The 20,039-nt window shown below is 44.4% G+C and carries 19 protein-coding genes, 1 pseudogene and 1 other annotated feature; of the genes and pseudogenes, 11 read left to right on the top strand and 9 right to left on the bottom strand.

Annotated elements, in window-relative coordinates:
• Nucleotides 1–5: 5 nt before the first annotated feature.
• The 6 genes from fadD to Q4519_RS10940 all read right to left on the bottom strand — a co-directional run bounded on the left by fadD (nucleotide 6) and on the right by Q4519_RS10940 (nucleotide 6,222).
• Nucleotides 6–1,691, bottom strand: a complete 1,686-nt coding sequence (gene fadD, locus Q4519_RS10965) for a long-chain-fatty-acid--CoA ligase FadD (protein ID WP_232799665.1) — start codon at nucleotides 1,689–1,691, stop codon at nucleotides 6–8.
• A gap of 100 nt (nucleotides 1,692–1,791) precedes the next feature.
• Nucleotides 1,792–2,676, bottom strand: a complete 885-nt coding sequence (locus Q4519_RS10960) for an alpha/beta fold hydrolase (protein WP_303512161.1) — start codon at nucleotides 2,674–2,676, stop codon at nucleotides 1,792–1,794.
• The gene (locus Q4519_RS10955) at nucleotides 2,676–2,951 is read right to left on the bottom strand and encodes a hypothetical protein (RefSeq protein ID WP_303512159.1); all 276 of its coding nucleotides are present in this window, start codon (nucleotides 2,949–2,951) and stop codon (nucleotides 2,676–2,678) included. The genes Q4519_RS10960 and Q4519_RS10955 overlap by 1 nt, the downstream gene beginning before the upstream one ends.
• A gap of 91 nt (nucleotides 2,952–3,042) precedes the next feature.
• A complete protein-coding gene (tsaB, locus tag Q4519_RS10950) occupies nucleotides 3,043–3,756 on the bottom strand; it encodes a tRNA (adenosine(37)-N6)-threonylcarbamoyltransferase complex dimerization subunit type 1 TsaB (protein WP_303512157.1) in 714 nt (237 codons plus the stop codon).
• Nucleotides 3,757–3,758: 2 nt separating this feature from the next.
• Nucleotides 3,759–5,669 carry an ATP-dependent DNA helicase gene (locus tag Q4519_RS10945; RefSeq protein WP_303512155.1) on the bottom strand — a complete coding sequence of 637 codons (1,911 nt, stop codon included), beginning with the start codon at nucleotides 5,667–5,669 and terminating at the stop codon, nucleotides 3,759–3,761.
• Nucleotides 5,670–6,000: 331 nt separating this feature from the next.
• Nucleotides 6,001–6,222, bottom strand: a complete 222-nt coding sequence (locus Q4519_RS10940) for a hypothetical protein (RefSeq protein WP_303512153.1) — start codon at nucleotides 6,220–6,222, stop codon at nucleotides 6,001–6,003.
• 182 nt (nucleotides 6,223–6,404) lie between these two features.
• Nucleotides 6,405–6,534, top strand: a sequence feature (His leader region).
• Between the two features lie 29 nt (nucleotides 6,535–6,563).
• On the opposite strand from Q4519_RS10940, the gene hisG reads away from it, so the two are divergent.
• The 11 genes from hisG (at nucleotide 6,564) to Q4519_RS10885 (ending at nucleotide 17,239) form a co-directional block, all read left to right on the top strand.
• Nucleotides 6,564–7,463 carry an ATP phosphoribosyltransferase gene (hisG, locus tag Q4519_RS10935; RefSeq protein ID WP_232799671.1) on the top strand — a complete coding sequence of 300 codons (900 nt, stop codon included), beginning with the start codon at nucleotides 6,564–6,566 and terminating at the stop codon, nucleotides 7,461–7,463.
• A gap of 2 nt (nucleotides 7,464–7,465) precedes the next feature.
• The gene (gene hisD / locus Q4519_RS10930) at nucleotides 7,466–8,773 is read left to right on the top strand and encodes a histidinol dehydrogenase (RefSeq protein ID WP_232799672.1); all 1,308 of its coding nucleotides are present in this window, start codon (nucleotides 7,466–7,468) and stop codon (nucleotides 8,771–8,773) included.
• Entirely contained in the window at nucleotides 8,773–9,828 is a 1,056-nt protein-coding gene (gene hisC / locus Q4519_RS10925) for a histidinol-phosphate transaminase (protein ID WP_303512150.1), read from the top strand. Before hisD ends, hisC begins: the two co-directional genes overlap by 1 nt.
• Before the next feature lie 60 nt (nucleotides 9,829–9,888).
• Complete coding sequence (hisB, locus tag Q4519_RS10920) at nucleotides 9,889–10,962, top strand: bifunctional histidinol-phosphatase/imidazoleglycerol-phosphate dehydratase HisB (RefSeq protein ID WP_303512148.1); 1,074 nt, start codon at nucleotides 9,889–9,891, stop codon at nucleotides 10,960–10,962.
• Nucleotides 10,962–11,558 carry an imidazole glycerol phosphate synthase subunit HisH gene (hisH, locus tag Q4519_RS10915; RefSeq protein ID WP_232799675.1) on the top strand — a complete coding sequence of 199 codons (597 nt, stop codon included), beginning with the start codon at nucleotides 10,962–10,964 and terminating at the stop codon, nucleotides 11,556–11,558. The genes hisB and hisH overlap by 1 nt, the downstream gene beginning before the upstream one ends.
• Nucleotides 11,559–12,308 carry a 1-(5-phosphoribosyl)-5-[(5-phosphoribosylamino)methylideneamino]imidazole-4-carboxamide isomerase gene (gene hisA, locus Q4519_RS10910; RefSeq protein ID WP_232799676.1) on the top strand — a complete coding sequence of 250 codons (750 nt, stop codon included), beginning with the start codon at nucleotides 11,559–11,561 and terminating at the stop codon, nucleotides 12,306–12,308.
• 313 nt (nucleotides 12,309–12,621) lie between these two features.
• The gene (locus Q4519_RS10905; protein ID WP_303512145.1) at nucleotides 12,622–13,401 is read left to right on the top strand and encodes a CPBP family intramembrane glutamic endopeptidase; all 780 of its coding nucleotides are present in this window, start codon (nucleotides 12,622–12,624) and stop codon (nucleotides 13,399–13,401) included.
• A 171-nt stretch (nucleotides 13,402–13,572) separates the two neighbouring features.
• Nucleotides 13,573–14,349 (top strand): lysozyme inhibitor LprI family protein, encoded by a 777-nt coding sequence (locus Q4519_RS10900; RefSeq protein ID WP_303512144.1) that lies wholly within the window; start codon nucleotides 13,573–13,575, stop codon nucleotides 14,347–14,349.
• A gap of 485 nt (nucleotides 14,350–14,834) precedes the next feature.
• The gene (gene hisF / locus Q4519_RS10895; protein ID WP_232799679.1) at nucleotides 14,835–15,608 is read left to right on the top strand and encodes an imidazole glycerol phosphate synthase subunit HisF; all 774 of its coding nucleotides are present in this window, start codon (nucleotides 14,835–14,837) and stop codon (nucleotides 15,606–15,608) included.
• The gene (gene hisIE, locus Q4519_RS10890; RefSeq protein ID WP_303512142.1) at nucleotides 15,605–16,237 is read left to right on the top strand and encodes a bifunctional phosphoribosyl-AMP cyclohydrolase/phosphoribosyl-ATP diphosphatase HisIE; all 633 of its coding nucleotides are present in this window, start codon (nucleotides 15,605–15,607) and stop codon (nucleotides 16,235–16,237) included. Before hisF ends, hisIE begins: the two co-directional genes overlap by 4 nt.
• A gap of 720 nt (nucleotides 16,238–16,957) precedes the next feature.
• Nucleotides 16,958–17,239, top strand: coding sequence for a hypothetical protein (locus Q4519_RS10885; RefSeq protein WP_303512140.1), 282 nt, complete (start codon nucleotides 16,958–16,960; stop codon nucleotides 17,237–17,239).
• Nucleotides 17,240–17,403: 164 nt separating this feature from the next.
• Here Q4519_RS10885 and Q4519_RS10880 read toward each other — a convergent pair.
• From Q4519_RS10880 to Q4519_RS10870, 3 genes and pseudogenes are all read right to left on the bottom strand, one after another.
• A pseudogene (locus Q4519_RS10880) lies at nucleotides 17,404–17,565 on the bottom strand (DUF6444 domain-containing protein); the annotation flags it as partial.
• Nucleotides 17,566–17,716: 151 nt separating this feature from the next.
• Nucleotides 17,717–18,136, bottom strand: coding sequence for a hypothetical protein (locus Q4519_RS10875; protein WP_232804219.1), 420 nt, complete (start codon nucleotides 18,134–18,136; stop codon nucleotides 17,717–17,719).
• Between the two features lie 768 nt (nucleotides 18,137–18,904).
• On the bottom strand, nucleotides 18,905–19,897 hold the full coding sequence (locus tag Q4519_RS10870; RefSeq protein ID WP_303512139.1) for a transposase: 993 nt from the start codon (nucleotides 19,895–19,897) through the stop codon (nucleotides 18,905–18,907).
• Nucleotides 19,898–20,039: the final 142 nt, after the last annotated feature.

The raw sequence follows: 20,039 nt of genomic DNA, 5'->3' as shown, positions 1-20,039 counted from the left end.
ATCTCTTAACTATCGACCTTTGCCAATTTGGCTAATTCTTCTTCCCTTAAGACACGGCGTAATATTTTTCCGACATTGGTTTTGGGAAGCTCATCGCGAAATTCTACCAGTTTTGGCACCTTATAGGCAGTTAACTCTTTACGACAGTATTGGATTAATTCTTCTTTTGTTAAGGAGCTGTCTTTTTTAACCACAAAAACTTTTACCGCTTCACCCGAGACGGCATCAGGAATACCAATGGCAGCCACTTCCAGCACCTTGGCATTACTAGAAACCACATCTTCAAGTTCATTCGGAAACACGTTAAAGCCAGAAACCAAGATCATGTCTTTTTTTCTGTCAACAATGTAAATAAACCCTTGTTCATCAATGCGTGCGATATCACCGGTGTTAAGCCATTTATCCTCGGTAATTTCAGGCGTATGTTTTTTACCCCAATAACCAGACATCACCTGAGGACCACGCACTTGCATTTCACCGGGCTCACCTAGGGGGACTTCTTGGCCCGATTCATCAACAAAGCGCACCTCGGTTGAGGGCATGGGCAAGCCAATACTGTGATTATAGCCGTCGAGATCATAAGGGTTTACTGTCACTAACGGCGCGCACTCAGTTAAACCATACCCTTCTAGTAAACGACAACCCGTTAATTGCTGCCACTGCTCTGCGACCGCTTTTTGCACCGCCATGCCACCGCCAATAGTCAATCTCAATTTACTGAAGTCCAATTGTTTAAAATCCTCACTGTTTATCAGTGCATTAAACAAGGTATTGACGCCAGTAATGGCTGTGTAGGGTACGCTGGCTAAGTCTTTAACAAACGCAGGGATATCTCTTGGATTTGTAATAAGCAGGTTTGTTGCCCCTAACCGCATGAACAATAGACAATTTACTGTTAAAGCAAAGATATGATAAAGGGGCAATGCGGTAACAATAACCTCTTTGCCTTCCTTTAGCACTGGGCCATAAGCGCCAAGGGCCTGCAATAAATTAGCAATAATATTTTTATGGCTAAGCATCGCGCCTTTTGATAACCCTGTGGTGCCACCGGTATATTGTAAAAATGCTAAGTCTTCAGGGCACAATTTAGGCTTTACGTATTGTAAATATTCACCTTTTTTCAAGGCATGACGAAAGGTACTGGCGTTGGGTAAATGGTATTTAGGGACCATTTTTTTGATGTACTTGACGACAAAGTTAACCAACGTGCCTTTTATTGGATTTAGCTGGTCACCTAAACGGGTCAAAATAACGTGCTCAATGGGCGTGTCTTTTACCACTTTTTCTAAGGTATGGGCAAAGTTAGACACGATTACAATGGCCTTAGCACCGGAATCATTTAACTGATGCTTTAACTCACGAGGGGTGTATAACGGATTAACATTAACCACCACCATGCCTGCTCGTAATACACCAAACATCGCTATCGGATATTGTAATAAATTGGGCATCATCAGCGCGACGCGATCGCCCTTTTGCAACTTAAGCTCTTCTTGTAAATAGGCGGCAAAGTGGCGTGAAAGAACTTCTAAACGGCGATAAGTCATCGCCTGCCCCATGTTTATATAGGCCGCTTGGTCTGCATATTTATTAACGCTTTCATCGAGTAAGTCCACCAGCGAATCATATTGCTCAGCGTCAATTTCAGATGGTACATCACTCGGGTAACGCTCTAGCCAAATTTTGTCCATAACTTACCTCATCCTATATCTGGGTGCTTTAATTGTTATCGTTATGTTAATCAGTATATGAATGACTTGCTTAATAACCAAGGTTATTAGCGCTAACAAACTAACATTTAACTAAATATTCTTTTATGGTTTGGGCCACGCCCAGATGATTTTCCATGTGTACATGGTGGTTGCCTGGTAGTTCAACCTTGGTCAGTTGCGTAAATAAGTGCTGGCGTTCGAATAAATGCGTGCTTATTTCAGCATAACCATCGTTGCCGAGAATACACATTGTCGGGCATTTAATGTCTTTTATTAATTGCTGCGCTTGTGACTCAGCCAAACGAAAGGGTGACAAATATGTCAATCTGGGATCATGGCGCCAAACATAGCCTTTCGTCACAGACATTGCACCACGAGTGGCTAGTAACGTTGCATTTTTGGCACTTATCCCTAATGCGCGTTGTTTCGCTTGCACTAATGAACTTAGCAGTCTTGGTTTTGGTAACGAAGAGGCCTGGCGCGACAAAATAGCCTGACGCAAATGCGCAGTGGTGGATGTCACTGATTGAACCAACGGACCAGCCCCTTCAATCATAATCAAGTGGCTCACTTTTTCCGGAAAAGCCGCTGCCACACAGCTCGCCACTAACGCGCCAAGAGAATGCCCAATCAAAATAACGGGCCGTTCGCCTAGAACGGTGATCACTTGATAAACATCATCAACCCAATCAGCAAAGTGGTATGCACTATTTCTGTGCTGTGAGTGACCGTGGCCAGGTAAATCAATGCATACAAAACGAAACTGAGTGGTGAGTTGTTGCTGCTCAAACGCCTGCAAAAGTGGAACAAATGACGCGGCATTGTCAAGCCAACCATGCAGACATAGCACGACAGGTAACGCTGGCTCACCAATAGCAAGCGCTGCCAAGGCGCCTTCACGCAATGTAACAAATTGGGTTTCAAGCTTAGGTTGAATCGGAAATAAAACAGCAGTGTCGAGCATTACGCGTAGAGGTCAATACCAAAAGTGCTGGATATTTCTTCTCGCATTTGGGCTTTTTCGATATCTTGATAGGAGGCTAATGCCTTTTGGTTTCGCCCATCTGGTTGATCATAAGCCAGTTTGACGGTTTCTATCTCTTGCTCGCTTAATTGAGTTTGCCGAATGGGGACTGGTGACTTAGCGACTTGCTCTGGAGCAGCAGGCACAGCCGGCTGCTTGGGCTTTTGATACCCCGATGAAATACTATCAATATTGTTTGAAATTTGATTAATCATCGTCATCAATCCAACACATCAACTCAATTAATTACTGATATAAAATTTGTTTTGCGTGCTTACAATTATAGCGCGCGAATAAATAAAGTAACTATTCTCTGCCCGGAAGTTTCTTCCACGTCACTTTATCTCGTAAATATACCGGTGTGGCTTGATCCGCCATCACTGTTTGACCATTCAAAAACTGATCCAACGCCGCAGGCAACATAAATTCACTGTGTGGGAATGACACGACCACGGCTTGTTGTAGATCAAATGCCTCCGAAAGCTCAGGATAGGCTTGCCAACCAGTGCCCACTGGCGTCATTGGCAGGTCAAATTTGTCTGCGTATAAGTCAAGTACCGCTGATGGCGGTAATACTTGCTCTTCACCCACTAAGGTCATTAATTGCTGTTCATTAAGCTGATATTCACCCCAATAAACTTCACCCATACGGGCATCTATCGCAGCTAAAACACGGCTAGCACCTTGTTGCTCAAAAGCTTGTTGCGCCATTGCTTGCAAGGTTGAAACGCCAATCATCGGCAAATCAGCGCCAAATGCTAAGCCTTGAGCAATGCCGATACCAATGCGCACACCTGTAAAGCTACCAGGACCTCGGCCATATACCAAAGCGCTCACCTGATGGAGTGAAACCCTCGCTTCTTTTAGCACAGCATCGACCATAGGCAGTATGCGTTGGGTATGCTCTCTTGGGCTCAACATAAAGTTAGCATGAACTTGATCAGATCCTGATAAAGCAACCGAGCATCCCTCTGTAGAGGTGTCCATTGCGAGTAAAATTGTTGGTTTTGTGCTGGCCATAATTAATCCAAGTGTTGCAGAAATTCAGTCACTTTAGTGAGATCCCGAGTACGGGGCATGCAAGGTAAACTATTCAAAAAGATATTGCCATAGTTTCGGCTGACTAATCTTGGGTCACAGATAATGACAGCCCCTTTATCTTCCACGTCACGGATTAATCGCCCTACTCCTTGTTTTAACGTGATCACCGCTTGTGGTAACTGTACATGTTGAAACGGCTCTAGCCCTTTAAGCTGGGCATCTTCCATTCGTGCTTTCAATAAAGGATCGTCTGGTGACGCAAAAGGAATCTTGTCGATGATCACTAAAGACAAGCCCTGTCCCCTCACATCGATGCCTTCCCAAAATGCCCCTGTTGCCACTAATAATGCATTGCCTGAGTCAATAAACTCATTCAACAGCGCCTGTTTGCTGCCCTCGCCTTGTACTAAAACAGGCAAATCCAGTAACTCGCGAAAACTATTCGCTAGCTCGTTCATCATGTAATGGCTGGTGCATAAAAAGAAACAACGTCCTTTGTTTTGGGCAATGATGGGCGCTAACAATTTAGCCAGCACCGGCGCGAGGTTTTTGCCGCCAGGTTCAGGTAAAAAGCGCGGCACCGCCAGTAAGCTTTGCTGGGCATAATCAAACGGACTTTTAAGTAATAAGGTTTGTGCATCCGCCAAGCCAAGTAATTGCGCAAAATGATCGAACTTTTGATCAACCGCTAACGTCGCACTGGTGAACACCCAAGCGGCAGGTCGCTTAGCCATTTCAGAGGCAAAACGAGTAGCCACACTAAGCGGGGTGATATTAAGGCTAAATTGCATCCGGTTACAGTCAAACCAATAACTAAAGCCAGCCTTGTCAACCGACAGTAATTTCTCAAACTGACTTTTAAATAACACAAGTCGTTCAAAACAATGATCCAACACTTCACTGCGATTTAGGCCTAATTTAGCCACCTCATACACCAGTTGCATCGCTTCCATGAACCTAGCTACTGCTTGCTTCATTTGTTCGTCGCGCAGTTTATCGCGCCAACTGCCACTGCCTTTATCAACATTGAAAGCAATGCGTAACTCTTGGATCGACGATTTAAATCGATCACAAGCTTTGCCAAGTTGCGCCATATCGCGTAACTCAGCCCGATAGACATAATCCATGTCTTTACACAGTTCAAATAGCTGGCGACTGGATAATGATTCGCCAAAATATTGGCTAGCGATGTCAGGTAATTGATGGGCTTCATCAAATATATACACGTCGGCGTCTGGGATCAGCTCACCAAAACCGGTGTCTTTTACCGCTAAATCGGCAAAAAACAAATGATGGTTAACCACCAATACATCGGCTTCGAGAGCACGTTTTCGTGCTTTAATTAGATAGCAATCGTCATAACTGGGGCAATCACGGCCAAGGCAATTATCATTGGTGCTGGTAACCAGTGGAATAATGTCAGCATCTTCAGCCAATTCAGCCAGCTCACCTATATCGCCTTGCTCACTACTGGCTGACCAGGTTTTCACCTTGACCAAATCGGCTAGTAAATTGGTGTCTTGCTGATGACTTTGCAACATAAAGCGGTTCATTCGCTCTAAACACAAATAGTTATTTCGCCCTTTAAGTAATGCAACCACGCCGGTAAAGCCACTGGCATTTAGCAATAAAGGTAAATCGCGCAGATACAGTTGTTCTTGTAGATTCTTACTGCCGGTTGAGATAACCGTACGCTTACCATGCACCAAAGCTGGTGCTAAATAAGCGAAGGTTTTGCCGGTACCCGTTTCTGCTTCCACCAACAAGGCACTTGTGTCCTTAATACTCTGGCTCACGGCTTGTGCCATCTCCAGCTGCGGCTGACGCGGCTGGTAACCCTTAATTAATTCAGATAATGGCCCTGAAGCAGAAAAAAATTGAGCAACTGACATAATGTTCCAGCATCAAACAAAACAAGCATTATGCCAGAATAATTATTTGTTGCAGCTACTAGGGTCTGTTGATCTTTCGTGATTGTTTTTGCAGCGAATTGTTGGGTATTTATACAAGGCAGTGCTTTTGTGGTGTAGCTAGCTACACGAAAAGGCGATAACGCAGTAGAAATACCCAACAAACGCTGTCCTACGGATTCGGCTAAAAGCGTTTTGCCCATCGTTGAGCAGTATTTACTTAGAATGCTAAGCTACACACTGCTCGCCTTGCTCAAAACGCTTTTATCTCGAACAAAAATTAACCAGCAAAGATCAACAGACCCTAGTAAAGCTAAACAAATACATCAATATCCCCTTCGTGGGATTTTTCAGTCGTTGATTCAACTTTATCCGGATGTTTAGGCAGTTTTTGCTGCGTTTTCAAATGCTTTTTATTTTTTCTCGATGCTTTTCCTGTTTGTTGCGTTTTATGAATATCAATGGTGCTGTCTTTATCCGTTACCCGAGGTAAAGGTTTGCTGACCACATCATTGACTAAGCTTTGACCTGACATAAATCACCCCCTTATACTCACTATATCGGCAGGATATTCTATAATTTTAGCTCGTATCACAGATGATTCACTATTTAGAAAAAAACCATTTGCAATTTGAGCCTGCGTTGGTAATGTGTGCTTGTTTTGTTTTTCAATATAAGAATTTAAATGAACCGTAAGCTGACTACACAAGTTGTAATTCATCACCATCATCATCCGAAGTAATCTTCCGGAGGAATGGTTCTGGAAGGCTAATTTTGAGGTACTTCCAGCAGCGGTTTAACAAGAATTTTAAAACCCTCGGAAGGAAACTTCAGAGGGTTTTTTCGTTTTAGCGGGTAAAGGAAAGAGTAATTAATATGTTAGATAAAAATAGACTACGTATCGCGATACAAAAATCAGGTCGTTTAAGCAAAGACTCACAGCAGATGCTTAAAGCTTGTGGCTTAAAAATAAACATGCGCGAGCAACGCCTCATTGCACATTGTGAAAACATGCCTGTTGATCTACTGCGCGTGCGCGATGACGATATTCCAGGTCTAGTCATGGATGGCGTGGTTGATTTAGGTATTATCGGTGAAAACGTATTAGAAGAAGAAAGCTTACTGCGCGCTCAAACCGAAGATCCTGCACAATTTGAATTATTAAAGCGCCTTGATTTTGGTGGTTGTCGCTTGTCACTGGCCGTGCCAGAAGACTTTGACTACCAAGGCCCTGAATCATTACGTGACTTACGCATTGCCACTTCTTACCCTGGCATCTTAAAAGCATTTATGGATAAAGCTGGCGTACCTTTTAGCTCTTGCATGCTAAACGGCTCTGTAGAAGTGGCGCCGCGTGCTGGCTTAGCTGATGCGATTTGTGATTTAGTATCAACCGGTGCGACTCTAGAAGCGAACGGCTTAAAAGAAACCGAAGTTATCTACAAATCTAAGGCCGTATTGATCAAAGCAGCGGGTAAATTTGATGATGAAAAACAAGCCCTAATCAACAAAATTCTCACCCGTGTACAAGGTGTACAACAAGCACGTGAAAGTAAGTACATCATGCTGCATGCGCCTAAATCGCAGCTTGATAAAGTCATTGATTTAATGCCAGGCTCAGAACAGCCAACCGTATTGCCACTGGCGGGAACAACCGATACCGTTGCCATTCATGTTGTAAGCACAGAAAACCTATTCTGGGAAACCATGGAAGAGCTAAAAGAGCTGGGCGCAAGCTCAATTCTTGTATTACCTATTGAAAAAATGTTGGAGTAGTCATGCTTACGGTCAACTGGCAAACGTTAAGTGATAAACAGCAAACTCAGCTGTTATCACGCCCAGCTATAAATTCATCGGCCGATATCACGGCGATTGTCACTGACATTATCGCCAATATTCGCAGCCGTGGTGATGAAGCTTTGTTTGAATACACTAAAAAATTCGACAAAGTAGATTCGAATCAGATTCGTGTTTCTGCAGTGCAAATTGATGCCGCAGAGCAGCGTTTAGGCAGTGATATAAAACAAGCCATTGATGTGGCTTATCAGCAAATTCGTCGCTTTCACCAAGCACAAGTGCAAGACGTTATTCGCGTTGAGACAATGCCGGGTGTGGTGTGCGAAATGCACACCCAAGCGATTGAAGCAGTTGGCCTGTATATTCCAGGTGGCAGCGCACCATTACCGTCAACGGTGTTAATGGTCGGTGCCCCAGCACAATTGGCAGGTTGTAATCGTTTAGTATTATGTTCACCACCACCACTGGCTGACGAAATTTTGTATGCCGCTAAAATTTGTGGTGTTGATGAAATATACACCGTTGGCGGGGCACAAGCTGTTGCTGCGATGGCTTATGGCACGCAAAGCATTGCTAAGGTAAACAAAATATTTGGCCCTGGTAATGCCTTTGTCACGGAAGCAAAACGTCAGGTCAGCATGGATTTCGCTGGCGCCGCCATTGATATGCCAGCTGGCCCATCGGAGGTATTAGTGATTGCTGATGACAGCGCTGACGCACAATTTATTGCATCCGATCTGTTATCACAAGCCGAGCACGGACACGACTCACAATCGGTTCTTGTGACCACCTGTCCAATTGTCGCAGAAAAAACTGCGCAGGCGGTATTAGAGCAATTAGAACTACTCAGTCGCAAAGATATCGCAGCACAAGCTCTTGGCCATAGCATGATTATTATTGCTAAAGATCTTGAGCAAGCCATAGAAATCTCAAACACTTATGCGCCGGAGCACTTAATTGTGCAAACCCGTGATGCGCGCAGCCTAGTTGGCCAATTAAAAAATGCTGGCTCTATCTTTTTAGGCCCTTGGACACCGGAGTCTGTAGGCGATTATGCCAGTGGCACTAACCACGTACTGCCCACATACGGTTACACCAAAACCTATTCAAGTTTAGGCATGGCCGACTTTGTGAAGCGTTATACCGTGCAAGAGCTTAGCCAAGATGGCTTACGTAATCTAGCACCAACGGTTACCCGCTTGGCGGACGCCGAAGGCTTAACGGCGCACAAACGTGCGGTTACCATTCGCATGGACCAACTCGCTAAATGCGATCAGGCTGGTGAATAATGAGTATTGAAAAATTAGCAAGACAAACAGTGCAAGAGCTGGTGCCCTATGAAAGCGCCCGTCGCATTGGTGGTAAAGGTGAAGTTTGGATCAACGCTAACGAAGCACCTGATTGCAGTGAATATCAGTTGAACTGCGACCGGATGAATCGTTATCCGGAGTTTCAGCCACCAGAAGTGATCAACGCCTACGCCTCATACACAGGCTTAAATACTGATCAAGTATTAGCAACGCGTGGCGCAGATGAGAGTATTGAACTGCTTATTCGCACCTTTTGTGAGCCAGGTAAAGACAGCATTTTAATCTGTCCTCCTACTTATGGCATGTACAGCGTAAGTGCGAATACTTGTGGTGTGGACATTAAAACCGTGCCACTGCAAGCCAACTTTGATGTGGATTACCAAGCCGTCGCTGACAAGCTAGATAGCGTTAAAGTGGTGTTTTTATGCGCCCCTAACAACCCAACCGGTAACATGCTTGATACTAAGCAACTGAAGCAACTATTGGAAAGCGCTAAAGATCGTGCATTGATAGTGGTGGATGAAGCATACATTGAGTTTTGTATCGACCAGAGTCAGGTTGAGTTAATTGAACACTACGAAAACCTAGTGGTGACTCGCACGCTGTCTAAAGCTTTTGCACTGGCTTCTATACGCTGTGGTTTTACCTTAGCGCAGCCTAGCGTGATTGAAATGATGAAAAAAGTCATTCCGCCTTATCCGGTACCCGGCCCAGTGGCACAAATTGCCAGCCAAGCGTTATCAACCGGCGGTCTGCACATTATGGAGCAGCGCGTCACTACCCTAAACGCTTTGCGTCGCGAAGCATTGGCGCAATTAGACAGTTTGGAATGTGTGACTGAATTGTTCCCTGCCACAGGTAACTTTATCTTGGCTCGTTTTGTCGATTCTAAGTTGGCGTTTGCAACCTTGGCCAAGGCTGGCATTATCGCCCGTGACTTTGCCAACAAGCCGCGTCTAGAAAACTGCATCCGTATTACCATAGGTAATAAAGCGGAAATGAGAGCTACCATCAAGGCACTCGCAGCATTATAAAAATTATTGGCCGCCTCTGTGCGGCCTTTTTGCTCTGCCATGCAGAGGGAGAAGTAGTAAATGAGCAAACAAAAATTCCTGTTTATTGATCGTGACGGCACGCTAATTGACGAACCAATCACCGATAAACAGGTTGATACCTTAGAAAAATTAAAGTTAGAGCCAATGGTGATCCCTAACTTATTAAAGCTACAGGATGCAGGCTATGTGCTGGTTATCGTTAGTAACCAAGACGGCCTAGGTACTGACAGCTACCCACAACAAGACTTTGATATTCCACAAAATGCCATGATGGAAATGTTTGCCAGCCAAGGTGTGAAATTTGAGTCGGTTTTACTTTGCCCACATTTCCCTCATGAAAACTGCAGCTGTCGTAAACCACACTTAGGCATGGTGAAAGAATGCCTAGCTTCAGGCCGCATTGATTTCTCTGACTCTTACGTCATCGGCGATCGTATTACCGATGTACAACTAGCAGAAAACATGGGCCTTGAAGGCATTCTATACAACAAAGAGACCCTTGGCTGGAATGACATAGCTGCAAAGTTACTGAACAAAGGCAACCGTGTTGGCAGTGTAACCCGAGTAACCAAAGAAACATCGATAGAAGTTGCGGTTGACTTAGACCAAAGCGGCGGTAATGAAATCAGCACAGGCATCGACTTTTTTGATCACATGCTTGATCAAATCGCGACTCATGGTGGCATCCAGCTAAAAATGAAGGTAAAAGGCGATTTACACATTGACGATCACCACAGCGTAGAAGACACCGCCCTCGCCCTTGGCCAAGCACTACGTGATGCCATTGGTGATAAACGTGGTATTGGCCGTTTTGGTTTCGTTCTGCCAATGGACGAAAGTGAAGCCAGCTGTTCAATGGACTTATCGGGTCGCCCATACCTTACCTTTAAAGCACAGTTTCCGCGCGACATGGTTGGCGCGATGGCCACTGAGATGGTTGAACATTTCTTCTATTCACTGAGCCAAACCTTAGGTGCAACGTTGAACCTTAAAGTAGAAGGTGAGAATACCCACCACATGGTTGAAGGCCTATTTAAAGCGTTCGGTCGTACTCTGCGCCAATGTGTGAAAAAAGAAGGTAATGAATTACCGTCGAGTAAAGGGGTACTTTAATGTCGGATCTTAACGTCGTTATTATTGACACTGGCTGCGCCAACTTATCCTCGGTGCGCTTTGCTATTGAACGCTTAGGTTACCAAGTCACCGTGTCAAAAGACCCAGCTGTATTACAACGCGCTGACAAGCTGTTTTTACCCGGCGTTGGCACTGCTAAAGAAGCCATGAACAACTTTGTTGAGCGCGACCTTGTTGAGCAAGTGCGCGGCCTCAAGCAACCTGTATTAGGTATTTGCTTAGGCATGCAGCTAATGGCTGAATATTCCCAAGAGGGCGATTTAGCCACCTTAGGCTTGGTCCCTGGCAATGTTGATAAGATGCAAGTAGGCAACTTACGTTTGCCACACATGGGCTGGAACCAAATCACCCCAGTTGATGGCCATCCGCTGTTTAAAGACATTCCTGCGGGCAGCTATTTTTACTTTGTTCATTCTTACGCACTTGCGGTGAATGCTTACACCATTGCCAGTTGTGAATACGGTAATCCATTTACCGCAGCAGTAGGTAAAGACAATTTTTACGGGGTGCAATTTCACCCTGAGCGCAGCGGTAAAGCTGGCGCGCAACTGATTAAAAACTTTTTGGAGCTATAAATGATCATCCCTGCATTAGATTTAATCGATGGCAATATTGTTCGGTTGTACCAAGGTGATTACGCCCAAAAAACCATTTATGGCGACGATCCACAAAGCCAATTTAACGACTACAACAGCCAAGGAGCCGACTGGTTACATTTAGTTGACTTAGACGGCGCAAAAGACGTGACTAAGCGTCAACTAGACGTGATTGCGTCATTAATCAAAAACACCCCAGCCAAAATTCAAATTGGCGGTGGCGTGCGCAGCGAGCAAGACGTTATCGACTTACTTAAAGCGGGCGCAGAGCGTGTAGTTATTGGCTCAACCGCCGTTAAACAACCGCAAGTGGTGGTTGAATGGATGAAAAAATACGGCGCTGAGCATATCGTATTAGCACTGGACATCAACATCGACGCTGATGGCAATAAAATTGTTGCCATCGCGGGCTGGCAAGAAGCCAGTGGTCAAACCATTGAAAGCCTCATCGATATCTACTCCCCTGCTGGTTTAAAACATGTGTTATGTACCGATATTTCTCGTGACGGTACCTTAGCGGGCTCAAACGTGGAATTGTACGCTGAGCTGAAACAGCAGTTTCCAAACATTCTGTGGCAAGCTTCAGGTGGCATTGGCGGATTAGATGATATAGCAGCAGTCGCGCGCTCTGGTGCTGATGGTGTGATTGTTGGCCGCGCCCTGTTAGAAGGTAAATTTAACGTTGCGCAAGCCATCGCTTGTTGGAACGAGAATGTAGCCACTAAGTAGCCCATAGCTAATTTATTTGATAACAATCGTTTATCTAAACGATTGTTATCAATTTCACGAATATTATCCCCTTCCTTTAAACAGCCTTCCTGGTTACCTACTCTGCTTATAATTGTTGCTAGGATCTCGGTAACGGCTCAACAAGTGAGCTCCACCTACAACCACTTAATGCTGTTGACATTTTTGTAGACGATGACGGTGAGCCGTGATAGTTTTTGATGACAACATTATTCAACTAATTTCTCTCGACATTAACAACTCAGTCCACGTATTCAAAGTATGGCAATAAATAACTGGCCCTAAGGATTCAGTAATGATGCACAATACTAATGACCAGCCCTTAAACCCATTGAAGGCTCAGCCTAAACGCGCGGATGATTTTCCATACTATGTAGGTAATCCTGTGGCATTTAATGGCTTCCAGTGGCTGCTAATCATCCTTAGTCTCGCTCTTGCCTCTTATTGTCTTATGATGCCTTGGCCATGGGCTCAAAATGGCATTGGCGTCTTTGTTTCCGCGTTTTTATTTGCAGGTATCCCTCTATTCGCCTTGGTGATGCTCAATGGACAACCTTGGCGTGCACCATCACGCCCCCTAAGATGGCGTGATGGTGCATGGATGATTGGCACGGCTATTGTCAATCTAATCGTTACCATTCTTATCGGCATGCTTTTAAGCCACCTTACTTCCGTCAGTAGCAACCCCGCGATGGAGCAGATACAAAATCAATCAACGCAACAACTCGAAGTGTTTTTTCTGCGTACCATTATTCAACTTTTTGGTGAAGAGTTAATATCTATTATGCCGTTTCTGGGCTTGATGACATTATTTAGCTACTGGGGGCTTAAGCGTTCACAATCTTTGGCATTAGCAATATTAGGCACGGCCGTATGGTTTGCTGTGTTACACCTCCCAACCTATGAATGGCGCATATTTCAATGCCTATTGGTGATTGGCAGTGCTCGGATCATTTTGTTGATCCCCTACTTAGTCACTAAGAACATTTTAGTTTGTGCAGGCGCCCATATTATTAATGATTGGCTACTGTTTACGATTTTTCTCATTGGTACAAAATACGCCGCTGTAGGCTAGCAAGGAGAACACCGTGAAGCCCAGTTTTAGGAAAATGGTTAGTCATTTGTTTCGATACCTCACTCCTATTCGTAAATTTAAATACAAGTTTGATAAAGCCGCGAAAAGTGAATGTTTTTCGTCGTCATTTATTCACAGGGATTTCTTCCCTCAACACAATGGAAGCCGCTTATGAACCGCGAAACCAGCTATATCATCCCGTTACTTTTTAGCGCTCTTTGCCTAGGATCACTTGGCAGCGTACACGCTAGCCCTAACCAAGCTACTGTCGAAAAATCGCAAACAAAAATGCACCCCAGCTGGGACAGTGACCACGACGGCATTAATGACTGCGAGAATGACGGTAGTTGTGATCACACCATTGACTATTCTCAACCAAGAGACAATGCCAACAGTGCACATTCTTCAATAGCAGTGCAACCAACCTTCGATTGCCAGCAAGAAAAGCTCAGTAGTGCCGAAAAACTAATATGCAGTGACAGCACACTTGCCCAATATGATCAAGCAATGGCGACAACGTTTAAGGCTGCACTAGCCAAAATAGATACCACGGCCGATAGGAAACGTTTTCAAGCAACACAACGCGGGTGGATAAAAGGCCGTAACGAGTGCTGGAAAGAACCCGACCTTAAACAATGCATTGAGTACAACTATAAGCACCGCCAAGCCGAGATTGAAGCCCAATATAACCTAGTAGGCAGTAGCGTTCCTGTTCATTACACCTGTAAAGAGGGTTCGTCCAACGATTTTGTGGTGACTTATTTTGCAACCACACCGCCCACCGCTAAGGTAGAGCACGGTGAGACCACTCAGTTGCTATTTCGCCGAGAAACGCCCACAGGCCTTGTCTATGATGCTGGTGATTACATACTGAAGGAACACAACGGCAACGCCAATATTCAGTGGGGCTACAATACCGAAAGTTTAAATTGTGCCGTTAAGCAGTAAAGTACATTAAACACCCAAAGCGGCATTGTCACCTCAATGAGAACCCATATCTAAAAATTGCATCAAGGCTGCTCTCTTTAAACAGAGCAGCCGCCGTTCACGGGTGTTCAGCGTTGGGTTAAAATTTCGACGTTGCTTGAATATCGACTCAATTCACAAGAATGAATTTGCCCTCTTTATTCGCGGCGCAGCCTACACCTATGACATCAAGCGAGAGTGTCGTAATAGCGAGATAATCAGCTTTGAGTTTAATTGACTTCAATCCAACAGGGCATGAAGTCAATTTCAAGTCCCTCGGCGTGTATCCCGTCAATGTATTTTGTTATATATTACCTCGATAAAATGGACGCATAAGTATTAAAAGATGAATATTTATGCAAAATATAAGTCCAAAAATTTACCTGTATGTGAATATGAAGGTGAAGGGAAGTGAAAGAATTGAATAAAAAAGAAAAAAATCAAACACTTAGAAAAGAGGGCATGGAATGCTAGCAAAACGTATTATACCCTGCCTAGACGTTAAAGACGGCAAAGTAGTTAAAGGGGTTAAGTTTCGTAACCATGAAATTGTTGGCGACATTGTACCTTTAGCTAAGCGCTATGCTGAAGAAGGCGCAGATGAACTCGTGTTTTATGATATTACGGCCAGCTCTGACGCGCGCGTGGTAGATAAATCTTGGGTAAGTCGCGTTGCTGAAGTGATCGATATTCCGTTTTGTGTCGCTGGCGGTATTAAAACCGAAGACGATGCTAAGCGCGTACTTGAGTTTGGTGCCGATAAAGTATCGATTAACTCCCCTGCTCTTGCCGACCCAAGCTTAATAAATCGTTTAGCTGAAAAATTTGGCGTGCAATGTATCGTTGTCGGCATCGACTCTTACTATTGCGATGAAACCAAAACCTATCAAGTAAAGCAGTTCACCGGTGATGAGTCGCGCACCGTGACCACACGTTGGAACACCTTTGATTGGGTTAAAGAAGTGCAAAGCCGCGGCGCGGGTGAAATTGTATTAAACGTGATGAATCAAGACGGCGTGCGCTGTGGTTACGATTTAGAGCAATTATCTCGCGTACGTGAAATTTGTCAGGTGCCATTAATCGCCTCTGGCGGCGCAGGAGAAATGGTCCACTTTGCGGATGTATTCAACAAAGCTGATGTCGATGGCGCACTCGCTGCCAGTGTATTCCATAAAGCCATCATTAATATCGGCGAACTTAAAGCCTACCTAATATCTCAAGGTGTTGACATAAGATTATGATAAACGAAGAAAAATTAAATGCCCTAGATTGGGAAAAAGTAGATGGCTTAATGCCAGTAATAGTACAAGATGCGGTTTCAGCACAAGTGCTCATGCTAGGCTATGTCAACCAAGAAGCCCTAAGCGCCACTATCGAATCCGGTAATGTAACCTTCTTTAGCCGCACTAAATCGCGCCTTTGGTGTAAAGGTGAAACCTCTGGTCACTTTTTAAAAGTGGTGGAAATCACCCCTGATTGTGACAACGATACCCTATTGATCACAGCTAACCCGATTGGCCCAACTTGTCATTTAGGTAACGTGAGCTGTTTTGAAAATGAACAGCAGCCTGCCATGACCTTTATTGCCCACTTAGAGCAATTTTTGGCCGAGCGTAAAGCCGCTGATCCAAGCGAAAGCTACACCGCCGCCCTATTTGCTAAAGGCACTAAACGCATCAGCCAAAAAGTCGGTGAAGAAGGCGTCGAAGTCGCCCTAGCTGCCATGGCCAAAGATCGCGAAGAGCTAATTTGTGAAAGCGCCGATTTGCTATACCACCTAACGGTATTACTGCAAAACGAAGGCGTAGCGTTAGAAGAAGTGGTTAACCAACTTAAATCTCGTCACGGTAAAAAAGCTGTTCGTTTTTAATAAGTTAATAATACGAACGGGCTAATTAAAAAAACCGCCGCTGGCGGTTTTTTGTTTTTTGAAACAGGATTGCCTGACTCGGTAAATAAATAGTACAAAAAAGCCGAAGAGTTGAATGAACGCATTAATTGAACCAAACTCAACGGCGTGAACTTCTGACCTTAAGCCATCAAGATTTGATACAGCGAATGCTCGCCCACATCGCGTTGCCGAAAAAACCGCAATATCAATACATGGGCTTTTACCACAGCCGATGCGTTGAAAAATCAAACCAAGCGAGAACGAAATTAGGTAAATTGCCGTCAAGCCATTAAGTGGCAGGAATTAATGAAGAAAGGCCAGCAAGCCACTTGTTGCAAAGAATGTGTCCAGCCGTTGAGTCGGCTAGTGAAGCTCAATGTGGGGGTGATCAGACAATCAAAATACAGCAGCACTAAAACGGGATAGGAGAAAATTCGACGCTAGCAAGGAAGGCTTGATTGTGCGTAACGTTCAGATAAATATGGACATAAAGACTATCCAAATTACCTCGAACTCAGTATATTGGTCCTCAAAATTAATCAGCTAGCTGAGCGTTGCGCTAAAACGCCATAGCGAGCTATACGTCCTCACGCGGCAGACTTAACAAGGTCAATGCAACCTATATCGAGTAAGGTGGCGGTGGTTAAGTGATGCAGAAAAAACGATGAGGCTGATTGAAGCGTTAGAAAGGCAATAAAGATGGATGATCCAAATAAAGATTTAGCGAAATATATCGCGATTGTAGTTCGCAATGCTATGGAAGATTTTCATGCTGAGCACCTATCCGACGAGCAAATGAAAGAATTAAACCCTATTATCAGAAATGGTATATATACTGCACTTCACGCAATGTTAAAAGAAGATAGAACAGAGCAAGATAATCAGTTCATGGAATTTAACAATCGCTTAATTCCTGATTACTGGGAAGAGCCAGTTCTTATTGAAGAATACACTGATTTGTTTGGTAAAAAAGCTCTCTAACACTTATGAGCCTCCCGGCCGTCAATGGAAGCTGGTGACAAGAGTAACTGGATATAGTAGTAACTGGAGAGTAACTGGACACCCACCTAAATAATTAGGCCAGAAGCAGGCAGGATATCAAGTAGTGCAATAAAGTGATGGCTGTCCCGTTATCCCTTAACCTCAGGCGTATCATTTGAGGGTGAGCGGGAGGAATTGCGTGAACTGGTTGCCAGCTTGTCTTCGTACTCGCGCAACTTATCCCACAGCTCTTTGATGAGTGCGTTAGCATCGTTAATGTCCTCAACGTGAGGCGCATCTTGGGTGAACATCGATTTCTTTTTCATGGCGCAGATGTTGGCAGGCTGGAGGGATCCTTCAAGCACGATTGTTAGATCAGTCGATTTGGATCACATATAAATTTCAAGAGGGGGCTGGTGAAAGGTTACCCGTTCTAGAACAATGCAAGCCAATATTCAAAGCTATTACCATAGCCTACTATCTAATAACATGTGAAACATTGCTCTTAAAGTGCATCTTAGCTTTAGTCAGTGCTTTCACAACTCGAAGACGATAATTTTTCTTCCGTAAATAGGCAGGCAGCCTCTCAAAGGGAGATTGACCATCACCCACAGATGCCGCGGCACCTCTAGAGAAAGGAGAAATCCCACCAAATCTGGTACTTGGTAAAGATTTCCTACTAAAGAAATCGATGTAAAGTTCAAGCATTTCAATCGAAAAAAAAGCAAATTGAAACCCACAAACCTCAACATAATAAATCCAATCGTCATGAATTCTTCTGTCTACATAAGGGGCCCATTGTTCGTCGGAATAACCAATTACCGGAACATATTCATAACCATGAATCCCGCAATCCATTGCTTTTTTAATTGTATATTTCTCTTTCCAGTATTTCATTTTTACCTGCCGCAACATTTTTATGAAGAATAACAACCTCTTTGATAAACACCCCGTAGAAAAAAGGAAATATAGCTGACATAACCAGAACATAACTAACCTTGAATCGAAAGGGCATTTCGGTTTTTTTGGATTCGTCAAAAACTGTATATCCATTGATAATAAAAAGCTGGGACACCCACCTAAATAATTAGGCAAACTTATACCAAGCCACCGCAACAATTGCCAAATTTTGTTTGCTAATTTGCGACAAGCAAGTCTACTGTCGGTTCAGTTAAAACTGGAAATCGAACTGAAATGTTAATTTCTGAGAGGATTGATAGAAATTGGGCATGACTCCACCAGCTCATAGAAAATGGCTAGATAGTATGGTTATGCGACGGGCAGCTTTTTTCAGGTTAGTTTTATCCAACCCCACTCAGTCGGTTACATGCTGCTTGCCCACGAGTCCAGCAATGGCCTGCTCGAATGCTATGGCTAGTCAAGTGCTCCCAACTGCCCGCGGCACTGCCAAAATTTCGGCTAAAGTGACTGACCAGTTGCAACCGACCAGAAAACTGGGACATCCACCTAAATTAATAGGCAATTTTATACCAAACCACCACAACAATTGCCAAATCTTGTTTGCTGATTTGCGGAAAGCATGGTTCGTTTATAACTGGAAATTGAACTGAAATGCTAAATTCTGAGCAGATTGATAAAATCAGGCATGACTGCAGCAGCTCATGGAAGCTGGCTAGATAATTTTTTTTATGCGGCAGGTTAGAATTATCCAGGCCCACTCAGTCGATTACATGCCGTTTGTCCTCGCGTCCAGCAGTGGCCAGCCTTTCTACTGTGGGCAGTCAGATGCTCCCAACTGCCTGCGGCGCTGCCAAAACTTCGGCTAAAGTGACTGACTAGTTGAAGCCAGCTATCTTGTTCAATGCCCAGCTCGTGTAATAACCTGGGTTCATCGGCAGGAATATAGCCGCGTTTATCGTCTCGAATGGCACGCCCTGTCCTGTCTACCAGTTGCAGGTATTCTTCAAAATAGAATGGAATTTCATGAGGTTGGCTAATGTCGAATTGGCGCTCAAAGGGTAACAGTTCGGATTTCACAATCTGGTCATTCTGCTTCGCTTTATATTGCTGAATACGCTCATAAATCGAGGTGAATTCTTGCTCTTCAACACGCTGGCACATATTGGCGCGAATGGGATTTAAATCAACGTAAGTCATGCAGGTAAGCAGGGCCTTTTCATCCAGTAAGGCTTGGCTTTTAAAGCGCCCCTCCCAAAAATGCCCCTTGCAGCTGTCTTCTTGATTGGCCTTGCGCGCAATGTCTTCATTTAAACAGCGCATAAACCAGCTGATGTTTTTAAGGCGACTGCGCCATTCAGCAATTAATTCAGCCACTACCGCTTGCTCTGCACCTGCTTGCTCTTTTCCCATTAACCAATCATCTACCAGCATGGGCATGGCAAACAGCTGCTGCCAACGCGCTGCAACTTCACTATCAGATAGATTGCGGTTTTCAAGCAAATTAATGTGCAATATCAAATGGTAATGATTGCTCATAATGGCGTAAGCACAGATATCTATGGTAAAAATGCTGGCGAGTTGTTTGATTTTATCCAACACCCAAGGCTTGCGATGCTCGTAACTCTGCTGAGTATAGTGGTCAATACCACATAAAAAGGCACGGCGCACACAGCGACTGGTGACATGATAGTACGGTGTTGATTCAGGGCAGATCAACTGCCCGCGAGGTAAAGTCATGGCCACATCCTGCTCCATAAGCGGTTTTTAAACTATGGCTCAGGATGTGAGTTAGCGCAAAAAGTGGGTCGCCGTAAAGCCCTGATCTAAAGAGATAACTCCTAAAGATCAGGCCTCCGGCACAGATCCGTACGTGCGCTAC

Origin of the sequence: Motilimonas sp. 1_MG-2023 (assembly GCF_030547455.1) — a bacterium.
Lineage (GTDB): Bacteria > Pseudomonadota > Gammaproteobacteria > Enterobacterales > CBDFNC01 > Motilimonas.
This window is presented reverse-complemented; position numbering and strand designations above follow the sequence as displayed.